At 57.9% G+C, this 18,824-nt stretch carries 15 protein-coding genes; 8 read left to right on the top strand and 7 right to left on the bottom strand.

Going from position 1 to position 18,824, the window contains the following annotated elements; genetic code table 11:
• Positions 1-48: 48 nt before the first annotated feature.
• Positions 49-1,500, top strand: coding sequence for a hypothetical protein (locus GVO84_RS11690; protein ID WP_159514214.1), 1,452 nt, complete (start codon positions 49-51; stop codon positions 1,498-1,500).
• A gap of 41 nt (positions 1,501-1,541) precedes the next feature.
• Here the strand turns inward: GVO84_RS11690 and GVO84_RS11685 are convergent, their stop codons facing one another.
• On the bottom strand, positions 1,542-3,026 hold the full coding sequence (locus GVO84_RS11685; protein ID WP_159514213.1) for a UbiD family decarboxylase: 1,485 nt from the start codon (positions 3,024-3,026) through the stop codon (positions 1,542-1,544).
• 111 nt (positions 3,027-3,137) lie between these two features.
• On the opposite strand from GVO84_RS11685, the gene GVO84_RS11680 reads away from it, so the two are divergent.
• Positions 3,138-4,022, top strand: coding sequence for a LysR substrate-binding domain-containing protein (locus GVO84_RS11680; protein WP_159514212.1), 885 nt, complete (start codon positions 3,138-3,140; stop codon positions 4,020-4,022).
• On the opposite strand, the gene GVO84_RS11675 is transcribed toward GVO84_RS11680, so the two are convergent.
• From GVO84_RS11675 to GVO84_RS11660, 4 genes are all read right to left on the bottom strand, one after another.
• Positions 4,013-4,924 carry a LysR family transcriptional regulator gene (locus tag GVO84_RS11675; protein ID WP_159514211.1) on the bottom strand — a complete coding sequence of 304 codons (912 nt, stop codon included), beginning with the start codon at positions 4,922-4,924 and terminating at the stop codon, positions 4,013-4,015. The genes GVO84_RS11680 and GVO84_RS11675 overlap by 10 nt on opposite strands.
• Position 4,925: 1 nt before the next feature.
• A complete protein-coding gene (locus GVO84_RS11670; protein WP_159514210.1) occupies positions 4,926-5,912 on the bottom strand; it encodes an MBL fold metallo-hydrolase in 987 nt (328 codons plus the stop codon).
• Positions 5,913-6,053: 141 nt separating this feature from the next.
• Positions 6,054-6,803 (bottom strand): 5'-nucleotidase, lipoprotein e(P4) family, encoded by a 750-nt coding sequence (locus GVO84_RS11665; protein ID WP_286088526.1) that lies wholly within the window; start codon positions 6,801-6,803, stop codon positions 6,054-6,056.
• An 86-nt stretch (positions 6,804-6,889) separates the two neighbouring features.
• Positions 6,890-7,417, bottom strand: coding sequence for a GNAT family N-acetyltransferase (locus GVO84_RS11660; protein ID WP_159514208.1), 528 nt, complete (start codon positions 7,415-7,417; stop codon positions 6,890-6,892).
• A 132-nt stretch (positions 7,418-7,549) separates the two neighbouring features.
• Between GVO84_RS11660 and treZ the strand changes: the two genes are divergently transcribed.
• Genes treZ through glgX form a run of 3 tightly spaced genes read left to right on the top strand, consistent with a single transcriptional unit; the run spans position 7,550 to position 13,893 of the window.
• The gene (gene treZ, locus GVO84_RS11655; RefSeq protein WP_159514207.1) at positions 7,550-9,337 is read left to right on the top strand and encodes a malto-oligosyltrehalose trehalohydrolase; all 1,788 of its coding nucleotides are present in this window, start codon (positions 7,550-7,552) and stop codon (positions 9,335-9,337) included.
• Positions 9,334-11,802 (top strand): malto-oligosyltrehalose synthase, encoded by a 2,469-nt coding sequence (gene treY, locus GVO84_RS11650; protein WP_159514206.1) that lies wholly within the window; start codon positions 9,334-9,336, stop codon positions 11,800-11,802. Before treZ ends, treY begins: the two co-directional genes overlap by 4 nt.
• A gap of 15 nt (positions 11,803-11,817) precedes the next feature.
• Positions 11,818-13,893 (top strand): glycogen debranching protein GlgX, encoded by a 2,076-nt coding sequence (gene glgX / locus GVO84_RS11645; protein WP_159514205.1) that lies wholly within the window; start codon positions 11,818-11,820, stop codon positions 13,891-13,893.
• A 2-nt stretch (positions 13,894-13,895) separates the two neighbouring features.
• Here glgX and GVO84_RS11640 read toward each other — a convergent pair whose 3' ends face one another.
• Entirely contained in the window at positions 13,896-14,441 is a 546-nt protein-coding gene (locus GVO84_RS11640) for a winged helix DNA-binding protein (protein ID WP_023335754.1), read from the bottom strand.
• Between the two features lie 199 nt (positions 14,442-14,640).
• Between GVO84_RS11640 and GVO84_RS11635 the strand changes: the two genes are divergently transcribed.
• From GVO84_RS11635 to GVO84_RS11625, 3 genes are read left to right on the top strand one after another with little or no spacing between them, the layout of a single operon-like run.
• Positions 14,641-15,363 carry a DUF969 domain-containing protein gene (locus GVO84_RS11635; RefSeq protein WP_159514204.1) on the top strand — a complete coding sequence of 241 codons (723 nt, stop codon included), beginning with the start codon at positions 14,641-14,643 and terminating at the stop codon, positions 15,361-15,363.
• A complete protein-coding gene (locus tag GVO84_RS11630; RefSeq protein WP_033145579.1) occupies positions 15,360-16,346 on the top strand; it encodes a DUF979 domain-containing protein in 987 nt (328 codons plus the stop codon). Before GVO84_RS11635 ends, GVO84_RS11630 begins: the two co-directional genes overlap by 4 nt.
• 9 nt (positions 16,347-16,355) lie before the next feature.
• Positions 16,356-17,351: a DUF2891 domain-containing protein gene (locus tag GVO84_RS11625; RefSeq protein WP_121423772.1), complete on the top strand. Its 996-nt coding sequence runs from the start codon at positions 16,356-16,358 to the stop codon at positions 17,349-17,351.
• Between the two features lie 45 nt (positions 17,352-17,396).
• On the opposite strand, the gene GVO84_RS11620 is transcribed toward GVO84_RS11625, so the two are convergent.
• Entirely contained in the window at positions 17,397-18,812 is a 1,416-nt protein-coding gene (locus GVO84_RS11620) for an MFS transporter (RefSeq protein WP_159514203.1), read from the bottom strand.
• Positions 18,813-18,824: the final 12 nt, after the last annotated feature.

The following is an 18,824-nucleotide window of genomic DNA, read 5'->3' as shown; positions in this document are numbered from 1 at the left end:
TATAATAATGGTGGCTCAATAACCTGCAATTTGCGTTCAGGAAAAAATATGGAAAACGGTGGGAACCTTTTTGAATACTGGGAGACTTCAACGGAGTCCGTGGCGGCATGGAATCAAAAAAAAGCAGAAGTTGATGAGAAAAAATTAAGCAATAAGGAAAAAGGTATTAGCCAAAGGATCCTTTATCCCTCTTACGAAATTGCCTGCATTCATTATGCCAAACCGAAGGGCATGGAAAAACCGCAGGACAGATTTATAGCAGAAACGTCGTTTCTTGCTACACCTGGTGCGCTGGAATGTGGCTATTCGCAGTGTATAGACTGGACGGCTGACGGCATTTTAGATGAAAATGTTTACAAATGGATTGGTCGGTATACACGCGCCAGATTAAAACTTGCCGGGATATGCGTTGAAATAAGTCAGGGCAAGGCATTTAAAATGCGAAAATTTTATAAGTGCATTGAGACCTCCGAAAAATCCACTATATCATTTATCCTTGGTGGTTTTTTCTGCTTCCAGTCGGCAACTTATTGGCTCAGGTCCAGACATGAGCAGATAGAACATTTTATTCACGCCGGGTTGATTGAGAAAGCGTCTTTGCAATTTTACCCGGATAAGGATAGGCGAAAAACGCCTGATTATCTTATTCAGACCCACGCGGGTGAATGGCATGTATTCGAGAGTAAAGGGGGCGAGTATACCCCCCGATGGCAGAGAATAGAGGAGGCGGTAGCGCAATTAGACAGTGTGACTCATGTTGTCTGTAAAAATGGGCCGCCAAAAAAAATCAGGACCTTCGTCTGTACTCATACGTCGATCGATGCAGATAAGGATATTGTCATCAACGTCGTAGATCCGGTCCCGGATCTCGTGCAACCCATTATTATCAATCCCGACGTTTGCGTCCTACTCTCAAAACTCACGTTAATCAGTCTTTTCGATACGCTATCTGCTATCAAAACAAGCCGCATACAAAAGATACCCGGAATGGATGACTGGGTATTTGTGGGTGCACCTCAATATGATGATATCCATTATGGTATTCCAGAGATGTGCCTGGGTTTTAAGGATAAATTGAAATTAAGGCTTGGAGTATACCTTCTTATAAAGGAGGTCATTGATCTTAATCTTGCAAAAAACAAAGAGGGTGTAAACGTTGCAGAAGTTAACGAAAAACTCGCTGTATTACTTCCTTCACCAGTAAAACTGCGCAGAGTCATCGACGCATTGAGTCCCTTTATGCACCACAAAATATCCTATAGAAATTATGGCGATTACTTTAATTTATTATCGGAATATTTAGGCCTTCCAAAACTAACGAAAAAAATCCTGGAGGAAGAGAAACGATTAGTTAATGATTTACCGGAAATCATTAAGAAACACCGCTCGCCATGGGGTGGACTAACTCGCAAGGCTCCATTACCAGGCTATGACGATCCTTGGGAACTGGCGCATATCAATAAACAGAAAAAGCTGCGGATGAAACCCAAAAATCGATAAGGGTCTAACGATAAAGGCCACATTAACGTGGCCTTTTGTCATTATTTCTCGTTAAACAGTTCCGGCGCCCACGGACGCGGAACCACCTCCATAAACGGCGCGCGCTCGAAGCGGTCCTTCAGCGCCCACGGCACCGTGCAGTCGAAGATGGTCTTGCAGGAGATGCCGTTTGCGCGAATCGAGGTGCTGTAATCCGGCGACTGCGATGGATCCAACTGGTGGCCACGGATCCCCGGAATATTCGTGATGCTGACATCACCCTGCATGCGGGTGGTCATCGCCCACAGGATATCGTCGCTGTCGAAAATATCCACGTCTTCGTCGACCAGAATAATGTTCTTCAGCTCCGAATAGGTGGCTAAGGCAATCAGCGCCGCCTGGCCCTGACGTCCTTCGTCTGACGGCTGGCGTTTTTTCACCTGCAATATCCCGAGGAACTTACCGCCACCTGCGGTATGCGCATAGACGTTTTGCAGGAAGCCCGGGATCGCCTCTTCAACGGCATTGCGGATGCTGGCCTCCGTCGGCAAACCGGCCAGCGTGGTATGTTCTTCTCCCGGTCCCACCAGCGTTTGCAGGATTGCGTGGTTGCGCATGGTCACGGCTTTCACTTTGATCACCGGCAGAGACGGGTTAGCCTCGCCGCAGTAGCCCGGGAACTCCGGCATCGCGTGGCCGGTATTGGTGTGCTGATCTTCCCTTACGCGCACGCCCGGAAGCAGTTCACCTTCGATGATGATTTCCGCCCGCGCGATCGCTTTCTCTTTTACCGCCACGCCCTGCACCAGCTCGACCGGCTGCTGGCGCAGCGCCCCGGCGACGCCCAGCTCGTTGTAGCCAAACGGCGTGGTGGGGGCCTCAAAGCAGGCGCCGATATAGATGGCGGGATCGAGACCCATGTTGATCGTCACCGGCAGCGGTTTTCCGGCCTCTTCGGCTTTTTTGCGGAAGACTTCGATATGCCGACCGGCGGCAAGGAACATGGAAAGCTCGTCGCGCTCCTGGACGCAGAGGCGGTGAATGGTGACATCCGTCAGCGAGCTATCCTCAGGATCGCTTGCCAGCACCAGCCCCAGACAGAAGAACGGGCCAGCATCAATCGGCGTGTTTGTCGGTGCCGGAAGCAGCTTGCGCAGGTCGAAGTCAGGATCGTCCGCGTAGAAGACCTGTTCCTGACAGGGGGCCTGCGAGGCCGGAACGACAACCGGCGCAACCGGCTTTTTCACCGCCTGGCCGACGTGTTTTGCCAGTTCAGAAGGCTCGCAGCCCAGAAGCAGCGCCGCGCGCTCGCGGCTGGCGTGCATTCCCACCAGGATGCGGGAGTCCGGATAGCCCTTCACGTTGTTAAACATCATGGCCGGGCCCGTACGGGTGGGACGTTTTACCGTGCCGCCCGCGCCGATATGACGGTAGACTCCCGCCAGCTCCGCGTTGGGATCGACCGGATGATCGGTTTCAAGATACTGCCCTTCGTGGCGCTGAAGCAGGGCGATGGCGCTGCGGAGATCGTTGATCGGGTTTTCCATATTTTCCTCCCTCGTTTGAATACCTCCATTTTTATGGCAATGACCAATAGCATCAATTGCATCATTACTGCTAAATTGATAAGTAAATTCATATCAAAAAGGAGGCGTTCCGTGCAGTTTCGTCAGATGCGCCATTTCATCGTCGTTGCCGAAGAGCTCCACATGCACCGGGCCGCCGAGCGTCTGAACATGGCGCAACCGGCCCTGAGCCAGCAGATAAAGGCGCTGGAAGAACGTTTAGGCGTCACGCTCTTTAGCCGGGCGAACCGCCGCTTAACCCTGACGCCCGCGGGCGAAGCGTTTCTGGTGAAAGCCAGGCTCGCCATCTCCCTGACCGAGCAGGCGGTTCTCGACGCCAGGCAAACGGCAAGGGGCGAGCAGGGGGTGTTAAACCTGGGGTGCGTGTCGAGCGCGATGTTCGACGGCAGGCTGCCCGCCGCGCTGCGCCAGATGCATACGCGCTGGCCGGCCATTACCATGTCGCTGGTGACGGGAAACGTGCAGACGCTCTACGCGGCCGTGCAAAGCAACCAGCTTGATGTGGCCATCATCCGGGCGCCGCTGCCGTCGCTGCCTGACGATCTGCAAAGCCGCCCGTTTACCGCCGAGAAAACGGTGCTGGCGCTGTATCGTCAGCATCCGCTGGCGGGATCGTCCGCGCTGACGCTTTCGTCGGTGAAAGACGAAAAATGGATTTCCCTGCGCGACCCGGAGGGAATGGGGCTGGAACAGTACTTTTATGACGCCTGCAGCGGGGCGGGCTTTCAGCCGGACGTGGTGCAAAACGCGACCGACGTGCCCACGGTGATAAGCCTGGTTTCGGCTGGGTTTGGGCTTGCGCTGCTGCCTGCGTCGGCAAAGGCGGTGAGCGTCGAGAATGTGGTTTACGTGGACATCCTTGACCGGCTCCGTGAAAGCGAGCTGACGCTGGTTTGCCACCGGATTATTCGCTCAGAAGTGCTTAAAAAGTTTCTGGTTACGCTCGATCACACCTGACGTCCGGCCGCCTGCAGTAGCTGCTCGCGTAGCCAGGCGTTCGCCGGGTCCTGACTGTTTTTCGGGTGCCAGTACATGTAGATGGTTATGGGCTGGAGCGGCAGCGGCGGCGGAAAAATATCCAGCGAGCTGGCAAACTGTCGCAGCATCCGTTCCGGTAAGGTGCACACAAGGTCAGTACCGGCGACAAGCGCAGGCGCCATGGCGTAGCTCTGCGTAGACATCGCGACGTGTCGCTGATAGCCCAGCCCGGCCAGGGTTTGATCGACAAAACCGGTAAACGGATCCCCCGCCGACGACACTACCAGATGAGAAAGCGCGCAGAAGCTTTCCGGGTCTAACGCACCGGTTCCGCGCGGATGACCTTTGCGCTGGGCGGTGGCAAACGCGTCGTCGAGCAGTTTGCGCCTTACCCAGCCGTCATGGGCACCGGCGCTCACGCCGATGTAGATATCGACATCACCGTTTTCCAGCTGCTGCGGCAGCTCGGCCATCTCCGGCAGGGCGAAGCGCAGGCGGATACCGGGAGCATCGGTGCTCACCTGGTTAAGCAGCCCTGTGCCCAGCATCAGCGCCGGATTTTCATGCAGGGCGATCGCAAAGGTCCGGCGGCTGGTGGCGGCATCAAACGCGATGGGGGCAAACATCGCGCTGATGCCGCGCAGCACGCTCTCCACCTGAGGCTTGAGCGCTTCCGCTCTCGGCGTGGGCAACACCCCACGTCCATGTGGGGAGGGGATAAACAGCGGTTCGCCAAACAGCGTTCGCAGACGCGCGAGACGGGCGGAGAGCGCGGGCTGGCTGATGCCAAGCCGCGCGGCCGCATGGGTGATATTCCTGTCCTGAAGCAGGGCATCCAGGGTCAGGATCAGGTCTATGTCCATGCCAGAGAGGGGCGTCATCTTATTTCGCGCTGCTGGCGTCCCGGTTGGTATAGGTCACAGGGACCCAGGCATAGCCGCCGTTTTCGCCTTTGGTGACATAGCCGATACCAGGGAACGGCAGATGGGGCGCGGCAACCAGGTCTTTATATTTCACAAAGTCCGCAAACGCATGTTCGCGCACGCTTGCCGCTTTGCTCTGATCTTCATCGTAGGTAATGGTCACGTCAGGCTGCGGGAACTGAACCGCCGCGGCATGAATGATGTCGCCGACAAAGGTGATCTTCTCGCCTTTGCTTGTCAGCGTGTAGAAGGCTGAGCCTGGCGTATGGCCGGGATGAACCGTGCCGGTCAGCCCCGGGAGAATCTCAGATGTGCCGCTAAACGGCACCACTTTACCGGCGTCAAGATAGGGTTTTAAGGTCTTCTGCGCGACGACAAAGTAGTTCTTGCCGTAGCCGGTTTTTTTCTGATTCTCGTCGTTAAAGAAAAAGTCGACGTCCGGTTTGCCAACAAAAACGCGCGCGTTGCTGAACACCACCTTGCCGTCTTTCACCAGGCCGCCCGCGTGATCGGAGTGGGCGTGGGTCAGCAGGACTTCAGTAATGTCCTCGGGTTTAATCCCCTGCGTGGCGAGGCTCTCAATCAGACGTCCGCCGTTGCCGGGGCCAAAGAGCTGGCCTGAGCCCGTATCTACCAGAATTTTATGTCCGGGCATCGCAATCAGGAACGCGTTAATGGACACCTCAGGCGGGTTGGTCTGGAAATTTTTCGCGAGCAGCGCATCAATTTTTTGCGGCGTTGTGCGGCGCAGCAGCTTGTGTAGATCCTGCGCGACGGTCCCGTCGGTAAACGAGGTCACCAGAACGTCGCCAACCTGAACGCTGTATCCGCCCGCCGGTTGTTTAACGACGTGCTGAGGCGTCTCTGCCGACGCCTGAAGCGCAGGATAGAAAAGCAATGAACTGGAAATCAGCGTGGACAGGGCAAGTTTTTTCACGGTAAGCATACGAGTCTCCTTTGAAAGCGCTCATCTTACTTCTTCGTAAAATTATAAGAACCTGCCCAGAAATGATAGGACCTATAAACACAATGGATAGCTCAGTGAAGAGGCCGGATGGCGGTGATGCCTTTCCCGGCCTGTAAAACGTTATTTTTTCAGCGGCGCGTTCCAGCTGTCCGGCGTGGCTTTCGACCAGGAGCCATAAGCGGCATTAGGCAGCACAATCCAGTCGTTACCGAAGTGTTCCGCGCTGGCCTCAACCAGCTCGCGCTGCTGTTCGCTCGGTTTTTTGTTTTTAAACTGCACGGCGAAATCCGGCAGGCTGTCGCCAAACAGCATCACGATCTGCTGCTTTTTGAGGATGCTCTGGCGACGCTCTTCCTTGCTGACCGTATCCAGAAGCACGCTTTCATCGGACACCTGCGGAAGTCCGAGGGCTTTTAACGTCCTGAGCGTATCGGCTTTATTTTCCTGCATGCGGTCCGAGACGTAATAGATACGGACGTTGCTTTGATTCACATGGTCAAGAAACGCCTTCGCGCCCGGAATTAAGCCGGGTTTACCCTGTTTCTCCCAGTCGCTCCAGGTGTCCCATTTTGTAAAGTCGTGACACTGCTCGGTGTCGCGCACCAGCAGAGGGGTGTTATCCAGCACCGTTTCATCCAGATCCATTACCACGGCGTAATTTTCAGGCGTTTTCAGATCTTTTAACTTTTCGTTGAAACGCTCGGTGGCAAACCGATACGTCTGCAGCTGAAGAGCCATAATCTCTGCCGATTTCTGCTGATAGCGCAGCGCCATTTCGTACGCTTTGGGTTCACACAGGTCGCGCCCGGCGGCCGTCGCCGCTGCCGTTGCACTCAAAACAGGTAATGCCAGCAGTAATGCCTTAGCCATTGAATTCACGCTTTTTTCCTCAACACCCTGGTTAAAATCCCGAAAGCGTAATGAAATTCAATGACAGAAATATGAAGGCTGCGTTGCTAGACCAGCATGTAATACCAGAACAGGGCGACTTCGTCTTTTTCCGGTAAGGCGTTGTAGAGAAAACGATCGTATCCGCCCAGGGTGAATCCGTAGTTACGGTAGAACAGACAGGCAGAGACGTTCACATTTTGTGTTTCAAGCCGTAATCCCGGCGCGTTTACGCTGCGGGCCCAGACGTGGGCGGCGGCCATCAATTTTTGTGCGGCGCCGGTTCTGCGTTTTGTACGATCAACGGCGATATAATCCACTGAGATAAATTTATTCCAGCCAATTGAAGCGGTAATAAATCCGGCTATTTCACCGTCATCCGTTTCGGCGATAAGAAATATGGCGTCCGGATTAACGCAGTGGTTTTCAAGGGTTTGGATGTCGAGCTCGTAGGTTTTAATCCAGGGCTCGGTGACGGCTTCGATATGCAAATCACAGTGGATAAAGGGCTCTCGCGCAACGTGGCTAATGGTGAAAGAAAAGTCACAGCATTCAAGACGTACGAGGTCAGTATTTAATCCTTTTCGAATCTGCATAATTTTCCCGATAGTGAGTTATTTCATAAAGAATAGACGAAGCGGTTAAATCCGCTGGGCTAACACACTTTTAATCCTGAACTAAGCTTGTACTTCGTTCCGCGTAAAATGTGGGTCATTCGAGGACAATGAATGGAATTCAGGACATTTCAAAAGCAGTGGGGTGCTGAGTTTATTTCCGATGACGTAGTACGTTTTCGCGTCTGGGCAGAAGGACAGAAAGAACTTACGCTACGTCTGGCTACCGCCGACGTGCCGATGACGGCAACCGGCGACGGCTGGTTCCAGGCAGATGTACCCGGCGTCACGCACGGTGCAGAATATCAATTTGTTCTTCAGGACGGCATGACGGTGCCCGATCCCGCCTCGCGCGCGCAGAAGGGCGACGTTAACGGCCCCTCCGTCGTTATCGATCCCCAACGCTATCAGCCGGTCAACCGGGACTGGGCGGGGCGGCCGTGGGAAGAGACGATCATTTACGAACTGCACGTCGGCACCTTTACCCCGGAGGGCACCTTCCGGGCGGCCATCGACAAGCTGCCGTATCTGGCAGAGCTCGGTATTACCCAGCTTGAAGTGATGCCCGTCTCCCAGTTTGGCGGAACCCGCGGCTGGGGGTATGACGGCGTGCTGCTGTATGCCCCGCACGCCGCCTACGGCACGCCGGAGGATTTCCACGCGTTTATCGACGCCGCGCACGGGCTGGGGCTTTCCGTGGTGCTGGATATCGTGCTCAACCACTTTGGCCCTGAGGGGAACTATCTGCCCCTGCTGTCGCCCGCATTTTTCGATGCGGATCGGATGACGCCGTGGGGCAACGGCATCGCTTACGAGCGCGAGCCGGTGAGGCAGTACATCACCGATGCGCCGCTCTACTGGCTGACGGAGTATCGTCTGGACGGTCTACGTTTTGATGCCATCGACCAGATTAAAGACGCCTCAGAGACGCACATTCTGGAAGAGATAGCAGAGAAGATCCGCGAGGCAATTCCGCACCGTCACGTGCACCTGACCACGGAAGACAGCCGCAACGTGATTTTTCTGCATCCGCGCGATGAGCAGGGCAACACGCCGCTGTTCACCGCCGAGTGGAATGATGACTTCCACAATGCCGCCCACGTCTTTGCCACCGGCGAAACGCACGCCTACTACCAGGATTTTGCCTTTGAGCCGGAGAATAAGTTTGCCCGGGCGCTGGCGGAAGGCTTTGTCTACCAGGGCGAGATTTCGCTGCAAACCGGTGAATCCCGCGGGGTGGAGTGTCAGACCCAGCCGCCGCAGTTCTTCGTCGATTTTATTCAGAACCACGATCAGACCGGGAATCGCGCCCAGGGCGAGCGTCTTATCACCCTGGCCGGTGCCGATAAGACGCGAGTGCTGCTTGCCGCGCTGCTGCTTTCCCCCCATATCCCGCTGCTGTTTATGGGCGAGGAGTTTGGGGAAACGCATCCGTTCCTGTTCTTCACCGATTTTCACGGCGATCTGGCAAAGGCGGTGCGGGAAGGGCGCGCAAAAGAGTTTACCGGCCATGCCGGGCACGATGAAACCGTCCCGGATCCGAATGACGTGAACACCTTCGTTCGCTCAAAGCTCGACTGGAATAAGATTGCCACCGACGAAGGCAAAACGTGGCTGCGCTTCACGCGCCACCTGCTAACGCTGCGTCATCGCCATATCGTTCCGCTTCTGCGTCATGGCGGCACCGTTCAGGGCAAGGTGATCAAGACTGCGCCCGGCATGGTGGCGGTGAGCTGGCGCTTCCCGTCGGGGACGCTCTCTCTGGCGCTGAATATCAGCAATAAGCCCGTCGCGCTGCCCGATCTCGCGGGTGAGACGCGCTTTGCCTGGCCGGAAGTCACTGACGTTTTACCCCCGAACGGTATTGTCGTTCGCTTTGCTGATGGAGAAGCATCGTTATGATCCCTTCCGCCACGTACCGTATTCAGTTCCGTAATGGCATGACGTTTGACCGCGTTGCGGCGCTGGTGCCGTATCTGAAAGATCTCGGCATCAGCCACCTCTACGCGTCGCCCGTGTTTACCGCCACAGCGGGCTCCACCCACGGCTATGACGTCACCAACCCGAATGAAATTGACCCCGCGATCGGCGGACGAGACGGTTTCGACCGCATGGCCGCGGCGCTTAAGCAGGCCGGTATGGGACTGATTCTGGACATTGTTCCTAACCATATGTCGACCTCGCTGGAAAACGCCTGGTGGCGCGACGTGATCGAGCACGGCAGGCAAAGTCGCTACGCCCGCTATTTCGATATCGACTGGTCACGGCCGCTAACGCTACCGTTCCTCGGCGACACCTTTGAAGCGGAGCTGGAGAAGGGGGCCATCACCTTAAAACGTGACCCTGTCACTAAAAAAGCCGCGCTGGTCTACTATGACGCCGAGTATCCGCTCAACCCGGGCACGTACAGCGAGGATAAGAGCATCGCTGAACTGCATGAAGCGCAAAGCTGGCGGCTGATGTCCTGGCGGGAGGCGCCGAAGCAGCTCTCGTGGCGGCGCTTCTTTGAGATCACCGGGCTGGTCGGCGTTCGGGTTGAAGATGACGCGGTCTTCGACGATTCGCACCGGCTGATCCTTGAGCTGGTTCACGCGGGCGTGGTGGACGGCCTGCGCATTGACCATGTCGACGGCCTGGCCGATCCGCTGGGCTATCTGCAGCGCCTGCGGCAGGAGGCCGGATCCGACTGCTACATCACGGTTGAAAAAATTCTCGCCCGGGGAGAACAGCTTCCCGCAGACTGGCCGGTATCCGGCACCACCGGCTACGAGTTTATCGCCTCGCTGGCGGAAGTGCTGGTCGACGACGCTAACCTGCCGCGCCTGGAGACCATCCACGACGAGACGCTGGGAATAACGGTCGATCGCCACGCTGAGCTGCGTGATGCCAAAGGCCTGATGACCGACCGCAATTTTGAGGGTGAATTCACCACGCTGCTAAACCTTGCTGACGATCTGGCCCAGCGCAATGACGTTGCGCTGCCGCGCGACGAGATCCGCCACGCGCTGCGCGAGCTGCTTATCGCCTTTCCGGTGTACCGCACCTACGGCACACCCGAGGGATTAACCCCGCCGGACGTGGCGCTGCTCAACCGCGTGGTCGCCAGCGTGGAGACCTCCGAAGCGGCGCTGAGCCTGATTGTGCGCATTCTTACCGGCGACCTGCCGGACGCGTGCCGCGAGTCCGCTGCGCTTTTCAGAACCCGCTTCCAGCAGCTTACCGGGCCGCTGATGGCAAAGTCGGTGGAGGACACGCTGTTCTTTCGCCACAACCTGGAGCTGGCGCTTAATGAGGTGGGCGCCGACCCGACGCCGCGCGCGTTCTCGCTATCCCGCTTTCACCAGGAGATGCGCATTCGCCTTGCCCGCCAGCCCGACGCGCTGCTGGGCACCTCTACGCACGATACCAAGCGCGGGGAAGATGCCCGGGCGCGTCTCTACACCCTGACGGAAGCGCCGGAAAAATGGGGCGATAACCTGGCCCGCTGGCGACAGATGAACCAGACCCAGGTGCGTTTTCTCAATGACGGTACCGCGCCGAACGCCGCCGATACCTGGATGATCTATCAGGCGCTGGCGGGCGTCTGGCCCGCCACGCTGTCTCCGGACGACGCTGAAGGGCTTGCATCACTGGAAGCGCGTTTTATCGGCTTCCTTGAGAAAGCGCTGCGCGAGGCAAAACAGCGCACCGACTGGATCGACAGCAACGAGAGCTATGAGAGCGTGGTGCTGAACTACGCGCGGCATCTGCTTTCCCCGGATAACACTCTGTTCCTGCATGATTTTAGCGAGGCGATGCAGCCCTTTATCCAGGCCGGGCTGATGAACAGCCTCAGCCAGACGGTGATCAAGCTGACGGCTCCCGGCGTGCCGGATATCTATCAGGGCTGCGAGGCGCTCAACTTTAGCCTGGTCGACCCGGATAACCGACGGGAGCCGGAATTCCCGACCCTGGTGCACAACCTCAGCGCGGCGGATGCCTCGGTGTTTGACAACCCGGCCTGCTGGCGAGACGGGCGCGTTAAACAGTTCGTCACCGCCACGCTGTTACGGCTGCGTCCGCATTACGCCGCACTTTTCCGCTATGGCGACTGGCTGCCGCTTAAGGTTTCCGGCGAGCGCGAGGAGAACCTGATTGCCTATGCGCGCGTTAAGGACGACGAGGCGCTGATTGTTGCCGTGCCGCGTCTGGTTTTTGGTGTCAACGGCAACGAAACGCTGTGGGTTAATACCAGGGTAGCGATACCCGACGAACTGGCCGGGAAGCGCTATCGGGATCTGTTCAGCGGTGAAAGCCACCTTCTGCAAGAGAAGCTGGATTTAACGTCAGAAAAGGGATGTGTACTGGTTCTGCTTACCTGCGAATAATCGTGGAGAACGAAAATGGCAAAGGATACTACGTTTGAAATTCGGGCCGGTCATGGCCAACAGTTGGGTGCTAATTATGACGGAAAGGGAGTCAACTTCGCGCTGTTCTCCGCTCACGCCGAGCGGGTGGAGCTCTGTCTGTTTGACCCGTCCGGGAAAACCGAAATCGCCAGGCTGGAGCTGCCGGAATATACCCATGAGGTCTGGCACGGCTATGTGCCCGATCTGAAGCCCGGCGCGCTGTACGGCTATCGCGTCTACGGCCCTTACGACCCGGAAAACGGTCACCGCTTCAACCCGCACAAGCTGCTTATCGACCCCTACGCCCGCGAACTGGTGGGCGATATCGACTGGAACGACGCCCATTTCGGCTATGAGCTGGGGCATGATGAACTGGACCTCAGTTTTGACACGCGCGACAGCGCGCCGTTCACGCCGAAATGCAAGGTCATCGACCCGGACGCCTTTGACTGGCAGGACAACAGCCGGCCCAACGTGCCCTGGCCGCATACGGTTGTCTATGAGAGCCACGTGAAGGGTTTTACCCAAATGAACCCGGCCATCCCGCCCGAGCTGCGCGGCACATTTGAGGGGATGGGACACAAAGCCTCGGTCGACTACATCAAGAGTCTTGGCATCACCTCGGTGGAGCTGCTGCCGGTTCACTGGTTCCCGGACGACCAGCATCTGCTCGACCGTGGCCTGAAGAATTTCTGGGGCTATAACACGCTCGGCTTTTTTGCTCCGGCGTCGCGCTACTACGGCCCGGCGGGGATCCTGGGCTTCCGCGACATGGTACGCGCGTATCACGATGCGGGCATCGAGGTGATTCTGGACGTGGTGTACAACCACACGGCGGAAGGAAATGAGCTTGGCCCCACGCTCTCGTTTAAGGGGATTGATAACTACAGCTATTACCGCACCCTGCCGGACCAGCACAGGTACTACATCAACGACACCGGGACGGGAAATACGGTTAACACCTCGCACCCGCGCGTGCTGCAGATGGTGATGGACTCCCTGCGCTACTGGGCGGAGTCGATGCATATTGACGGTTTTCGTTTCGACCTGGGGACGATACTGGGGCGCGAGCCGGAAGGGTTTGACCCGCGCGGCGGTTTCTTCGATGCTATTTCTCAGGATCCGGTGTTATCGAGACTGAAGCTGATTGGCGAACCCTGGGATATTGGCCCCGGCGGATATCAGGTCGGCGGTTTCCCGCCGGGCTGGGGGGAGTGGAACGACAAATACCGCGATACCGTCCGCGAGTACTGGAAGGGCGATAACGTCTCTACCGATTTTGCCGCGCGTCTGCTCGGCTCCGGCGATCTGTACGACCTGCGCGGGCGTCGTCCGTGGGCCAGCGTCAACTTCATCACCGCTCACGACGGCTTTACGCTGAATGACCTGGTGTCGTACAACGAAAAGCATAACGCCGACAACGGTGAGGACAATAACGACGGGCATAACGATAATCGTTCGTACAACTATGGCGAAGAAGGGCCGACGGAGAACCCGGATATTATTGCCATCCGCGAGCGGCAGAAGCGTAATTTCCTGACCACGCTGCTGTTTTCCCACGGCACGCCGATGCTGCTGGCCGGGGACGAGTTTGGCCGCACGCAGAAGGGCAACAATAACGGCTACTGTCAGGACAGCGAGATCTCCTGGATCGACTGGAAGGGGCTTTCCGAAAACGACGCCGCGCTGCGCGAGTTCACCCGACGGCTCATTGCCCTTCGCGCATCGCAGCCGTTGCTGCGCCGTGAAAGCTGGCGCGACGGGCTGGAGATCCGCTGGTTCAATGCCGGAGGTGGTCCGCAGCAGGCCGAGCAGTGGGATGAAGGCTCGACGCTCGGCGTCTCCATCAGCAGGCCGGATCTCAGGCAGGAGGACGGCATCTGGCACGACGTGCTGATGCTGTTCAACCCGTTTGAAGGCACCGTGCCGTTCCAGATCCCGCAGTTTGGCGAAGGGGGATGGGTGCTGGAACTGTCTACGGCAGATGACGCTGCCGCCGGGACAGCGATCACCGACACCGTAGAGTACGAACTGGCCGGACGCAGTATTACCCTCTTCAGACGTCCTTAGCGTTAGAGTGATGCCGCCGCGCGGGCGGCGGTGTCATACAGGGATGAGATCGTGCGTAACAGCTGCGCGGTCTCGCCAATCGACTTCCCGGCAATGCCGCTCTCCGCGTGGATTGCGATCAGACACGCCTCCCGCACGTCCCGGTACTTCATGCACAACGCTTTCCCTTCTTCGGTGGTGGAGAAAAAGAGCTCTTTGCCCGCTTTCTCACTCGTCACGTAGCCCGCTTTGACCAGCTTTTTCAGGGCGTAGGTCACCACGTGGGTATCTTCCACATTGAGCACGAAACAGATATCGGCCAGCTTTTTCTTGCGGTCGCGGTGGTTCACATGATGCAGCAGCGAGACGTCAAATGCGCCCATATCCGGTTCACCGGCTGCGGCCATGCAGCGCACCATCCATTTATTGAACGCGTTGCTGGTCATGATCAGCGCGTACTCCAGCTCTGACAGTTCCGCGCAGCGCTCGGATACCAGATGGCGGGAAGAGACGATCCGGCCATCGTTGATATCGTCACGATCGGGTGAAGCACTCTTTTTCGAGGTCATAACGTTCCTTAGCCAGAAATGTAAACTCATCGATAAAATAAGAACATTTTATTGATAATTTGTTTACATGTTTTTGAGGTTCAGATATAGCTTTTTAGCGCAGGTTTTCCGAAACCTGACGAAAAACACAACATCGCTCGCCGCAAATTAAAAAAATAGCCGTCGGCGCGCAACGCTCACTTTGGATAGGGTAAACGTTATGGACGGTACTACGCTGTTGCCGCTGATCGGGATACCGATCGTGGTTATTGGTTTTGCACTGCGCTTCAACCCGCTGCTGGTGGTCGTGGTGGCGGGGCTGGCGACGGGTCTGCTGGTCGGGATGGATTTCGGGATGCTGCTGGAGACCTTTGGCGAAAAGTTCGTAAATAGCCGATCGCTGGCGACCTTCATCCTGATCCTGCCCGTGATTGGTCTGCTGGAATATTACGGGCTCAAGGAGCGTGCCCAGGCCTGGGTGGCGAAGATCGCCAGCGCCACCTCGGCGCGCATTCTGATGCTCTATTTTGTCGCCCGTGAAGGCACCGCCGCGCTGGGGCTGATGTCGCTGGGCGGTCATGCCCAGACGGTGCGCCCGCTGCTGGCGCCGATGGCCGAAGGGGCGGCGCTGAACGAATACGGCGAGCTGCCGCAGCACATCCGCGACAAAATCAAAGCCCATGCCGCCGCGTGTGACAACATCGCGGTCTTCTTTGGGGAAGATATTTTTATTGCCTTCGGTGCGGTGCTGCTGATTGACGCGTTCCTGAAGGAAAACGGGATCGAAGGGATCGAGCCGCTGCATATCGGCCTGTGGGCCATTCCTACCGCCATTGCGGCATTGATTATTCATATGACGCGCCTGCTGCGCCTGGATGCGAGCATCCGCCACGACGTCATGGCCTGGCGCGAAGAGCAGGGTACGCAGGGGGCCGCGCAATGATGACGCTTATCACCATTAACCGCGTGTATTACCTGATCGGCTTCGTCGTGATGCTGCTGGTTGTGATGACCCTGCGCGATCGCGCCAATCCGAAGCGTTTTACCACGGCGCTGTTCTGGTTTTTATTCGGTGGGATCTTCCTGTTCGGTGACCTGATGGTGCAGGAGCTGGGGAAATCGCTGGCGTACCGGATAATCGGCGGCGGCGTTATCGCTATCGCGCTGCTGGCGGGCTTTGGTCTTGTCGGGAAAGGGCACTATAAAATGTCCACCGAAGACGAACGTCTCGCGTCGTCAAACCGCCTTAAAAACTGGCTGTTCCTGCCCGCGCTGATGATCCCGGTGGTGACGGTTATCGGCACCCTGTTCCTGAAAGGGGTTTCGGTTGGCGGCGTGTTCCTGCTCGATCAGAAACAGCTCACCCTCGCGGCACTGTGCGTGGCCTGCGTCGCGGCGATCCTCACCGGCTGGTGGCTGACCAAGGGCACGCCGCTGCATGCCATTCGTCAGTCTCGTCGTCTTGTCGATACTATCGGCTGGGCGGTGATCCTGCCGCAGATGCTGGCCATGCTCGGCGGCGTATTCGTGGCGGCCAATACCGGTGATTCGGTGCAGAAGGTGGTGAGCCTGTTCGTTAACCCTGATAACCGCTTCATGCTGGTGGTGATTTACTGCGTGGGGATGGCGCTGTTTACCATGATCATGGGGAATGCGTTTGCGGCCTTCCCGGTGCTGAGCGCGGGGATCGCCTTGCCGTTTTTGATCAACGTGCATCACGGCAACCCGGCGCCGCTGCTGGCGATTGGCATGTACGCGGGCTACTGCGGCACGCTGATGACGCCGATGGCCGCAAACTTCAATATCGTTCCCGCCGCGCTGCTGGAGCTGAAAGATAAGTATCAGGTGATCAAGATCCAGATCCCGACCGCGTTAACCCTGCTGGTGGTGAACGTGTTCCTCATGTATTTCCTCGTGTTTCGCTAAGGAGCTGTTATGGAATTAACGCAACATCAGGCTGACGCGTTTGCCCGCATGCCTTTGACCTATTTGCGCCAGGAATACCCGAACCACATTATGCACCTGCTGAATGATGATGGCGACGTGCTGCCGCCTCGCGAACTTCACCCGATTTTCTACGGCTGTTTTGACTGGCATTCGGCGGTGCACGGCTACTGGCTGCTGCTGCGCTGCGTGCGACTCTATCCGGAACTGCCGAGCCGGGACGCGATCGTCGCGCTTGTCGACGAGCACCTGACGGAAGTTAACGTGGCGAAGGAGCTGGCCTATTTCACTGCCCCGTTCCGCGCCTCGTTTGAGCGCCCGTATGGCTACGGCTGGCTGCTGGCGCTGGCCCAGGAGCTAAAACAGTCGTCGCTGCCGCAGGCCGCAGGCTGGTACCGGACGCTGGAGCCGTTAACCAAGGATATTCGTAACCGGCTGGTGGATTATCTCGGCAAGCTCACCTATCCGATCCGCGTCGGGACGCACTACAACACGGCGTTTGCCCTCGCGCTGGGGCTGGACTACGCCCGCGCCGTAGAAGATAGCGCGCTTGAGCAGGCGATTGTGACGGCGGCGGAGCGGTTTTATCTCGCCGACACGCGCTATCCGGCCCACTACGAACCCGGCGGGGATGAGTACATTTCCGGCGCGCTGACGGAAGCGCTGCTGATGAGCAAGGTGTCGGAGGGTTTCCCGGCCTGGTTTGACGCGTTTCTGCCGGATGTCGGCTCCGTTGCGGCGCTGATGAACCCGGCGGAAGTGAGCGATCGTACCGACCCGAAAATCGCCCATCTCGACGGATTAAACCTCAGCCGCGCGTGGTGTATGAAGCATATTGCCAAAGCGCTTCCCGCTAACCATCCGGCGCAGCAGCCGCTGCGCGAGGCGGTGACGAAACACCTGACGGCAAGCGTTGAGCATGTGGTCGGCAGCCACTACAGCGGCGGGCACTGGCTGGCGAGCTTTGCGCTGCTGGCGCTGGAGTAAACAAGCGAGTCGTCCTTTTGCCGGGTGACGCTGCGCTTACCCGGCCTACAAATCCGTAGGCCCGTGCAAGCGAAGCGCCGCCGGGCGCAGCCTGCTCAGGCTAAACAACACCGACCCCGTCGAGGAGATGACGGCTATCCACAGCGCAAAATGCACGGCCCGGTCGTGGTCTGATTCGGTCGTCGCAAGCAGCACGCCCACCGCGGCGGCGCCGAGACACTGGCCGAATGTCCTCACAATCGACAACACGCCAGAGGCATAGCTGGCATATTCCCGCGCCACGTTAGAGAGCATTTCCCGGTTATTGGGGCTCTGAAAGCAGCCAAACCCAATCCCGCACACCAGACTGCGCAGGCAGATATTCCATGCGGAAGGGCTGTCCGGCAACGTCGCCAGCAGGACCAGTCCACCAACAAAAATCATCAGCCCGACTGTAGAGATCAGCGGCGCGGAAATCGTATCTGCCCAGCGTCCCGCATGCGGCGCGATCAGCACGATGCCGATCGGCCACGGGGTGAACAGCAGCGCGGAGACCACCGGGCTGTAGCCATACACGCTCTGAAACAGGAACGGCAGCGCAACAAAGGTGATGCCCTGGCTGACAAACGAGGCCAGCGAGGTCAGCGCAGCAAGGGTGAAGCGTCCGTTTTTGAACATGACGGGCGGCAGGATGGGACTTCGCGCACGCCGAATCCGCCAGATAAAGGCGAGGGCGCTGGTCAGCGTAAGAATCCCCCAGCCGAGGGCCTCCTGGCTAATGTGTTGCTCCACGCGCTGAAGGCTGTCGGCCAGCATAATCGCTGAGCCTAACAGCGCGGCGGAAAGCACGGCGCCAGGCGCGTCAAAGGATGAGCGGTCAACGGCCGACTCCCGCGGCAAAGCCCGCCACGCCAGCAGCAGGGCGACGCTGCCCGGAATAATGTTAATGGCGAACAGCCACTGCCAGCTCAGCGCGTCCAGTATGGTTCCGCCCAGCACGGGGGCAACTGCCGTGCTGGAGGCGATAAGCAGGGCGTGCAGCCCCAGAATGCGGCCAAGCAGTCGACCCGGAAAAACGGATCGCAGGATCGCCGGGGCGATACTCAGCGTGGCCGCACCGCCGATGCCTTGCAAAATACGCATGCCGATCAGCATTTCTGGCGTGGTCGCCAGCGCGCAGCCGATCGAGGTGAGCGTAAAGGTGGCAAGCCCGGCAAGAAACACCGGGCGATAGCCCACGCGCGCCGCCAGCGCCGCGAAGAGGGCTAACGTCATTGCCGCTGCCAGCAGGTAACCGTTGGCGAACCAGACCGCCACGTTCGCGGGGACCTGCATCGCCGTTGCCATGGAGGGCAGCGCGATGTTGATCATGGTGCCGTCAAAGACGCCCATCAGCGTGGTGGTCATGACGGCAGCCATGACCCGGGCGCGTTCATGCCCGGGCAAACCTTCATCGCCGGGCAGGTTTGAAAATAGCGTCATCGTCGTTACTCC

The organism is Enterobacter sp. SM3, assembly GCF_009811935.2.
GTDB lineage: Bacteria > Pseudomonadota > Gammaproteobacteria > Enterobacterales > Enterobacteriaceae > Enterobacter > Enterobacter asburiae_D.
The sequence above is the reverse complement of the archived record's forward strand: the minus strand, read 5'-3'. Positions and strand labels throughout refer to the sequence as shown.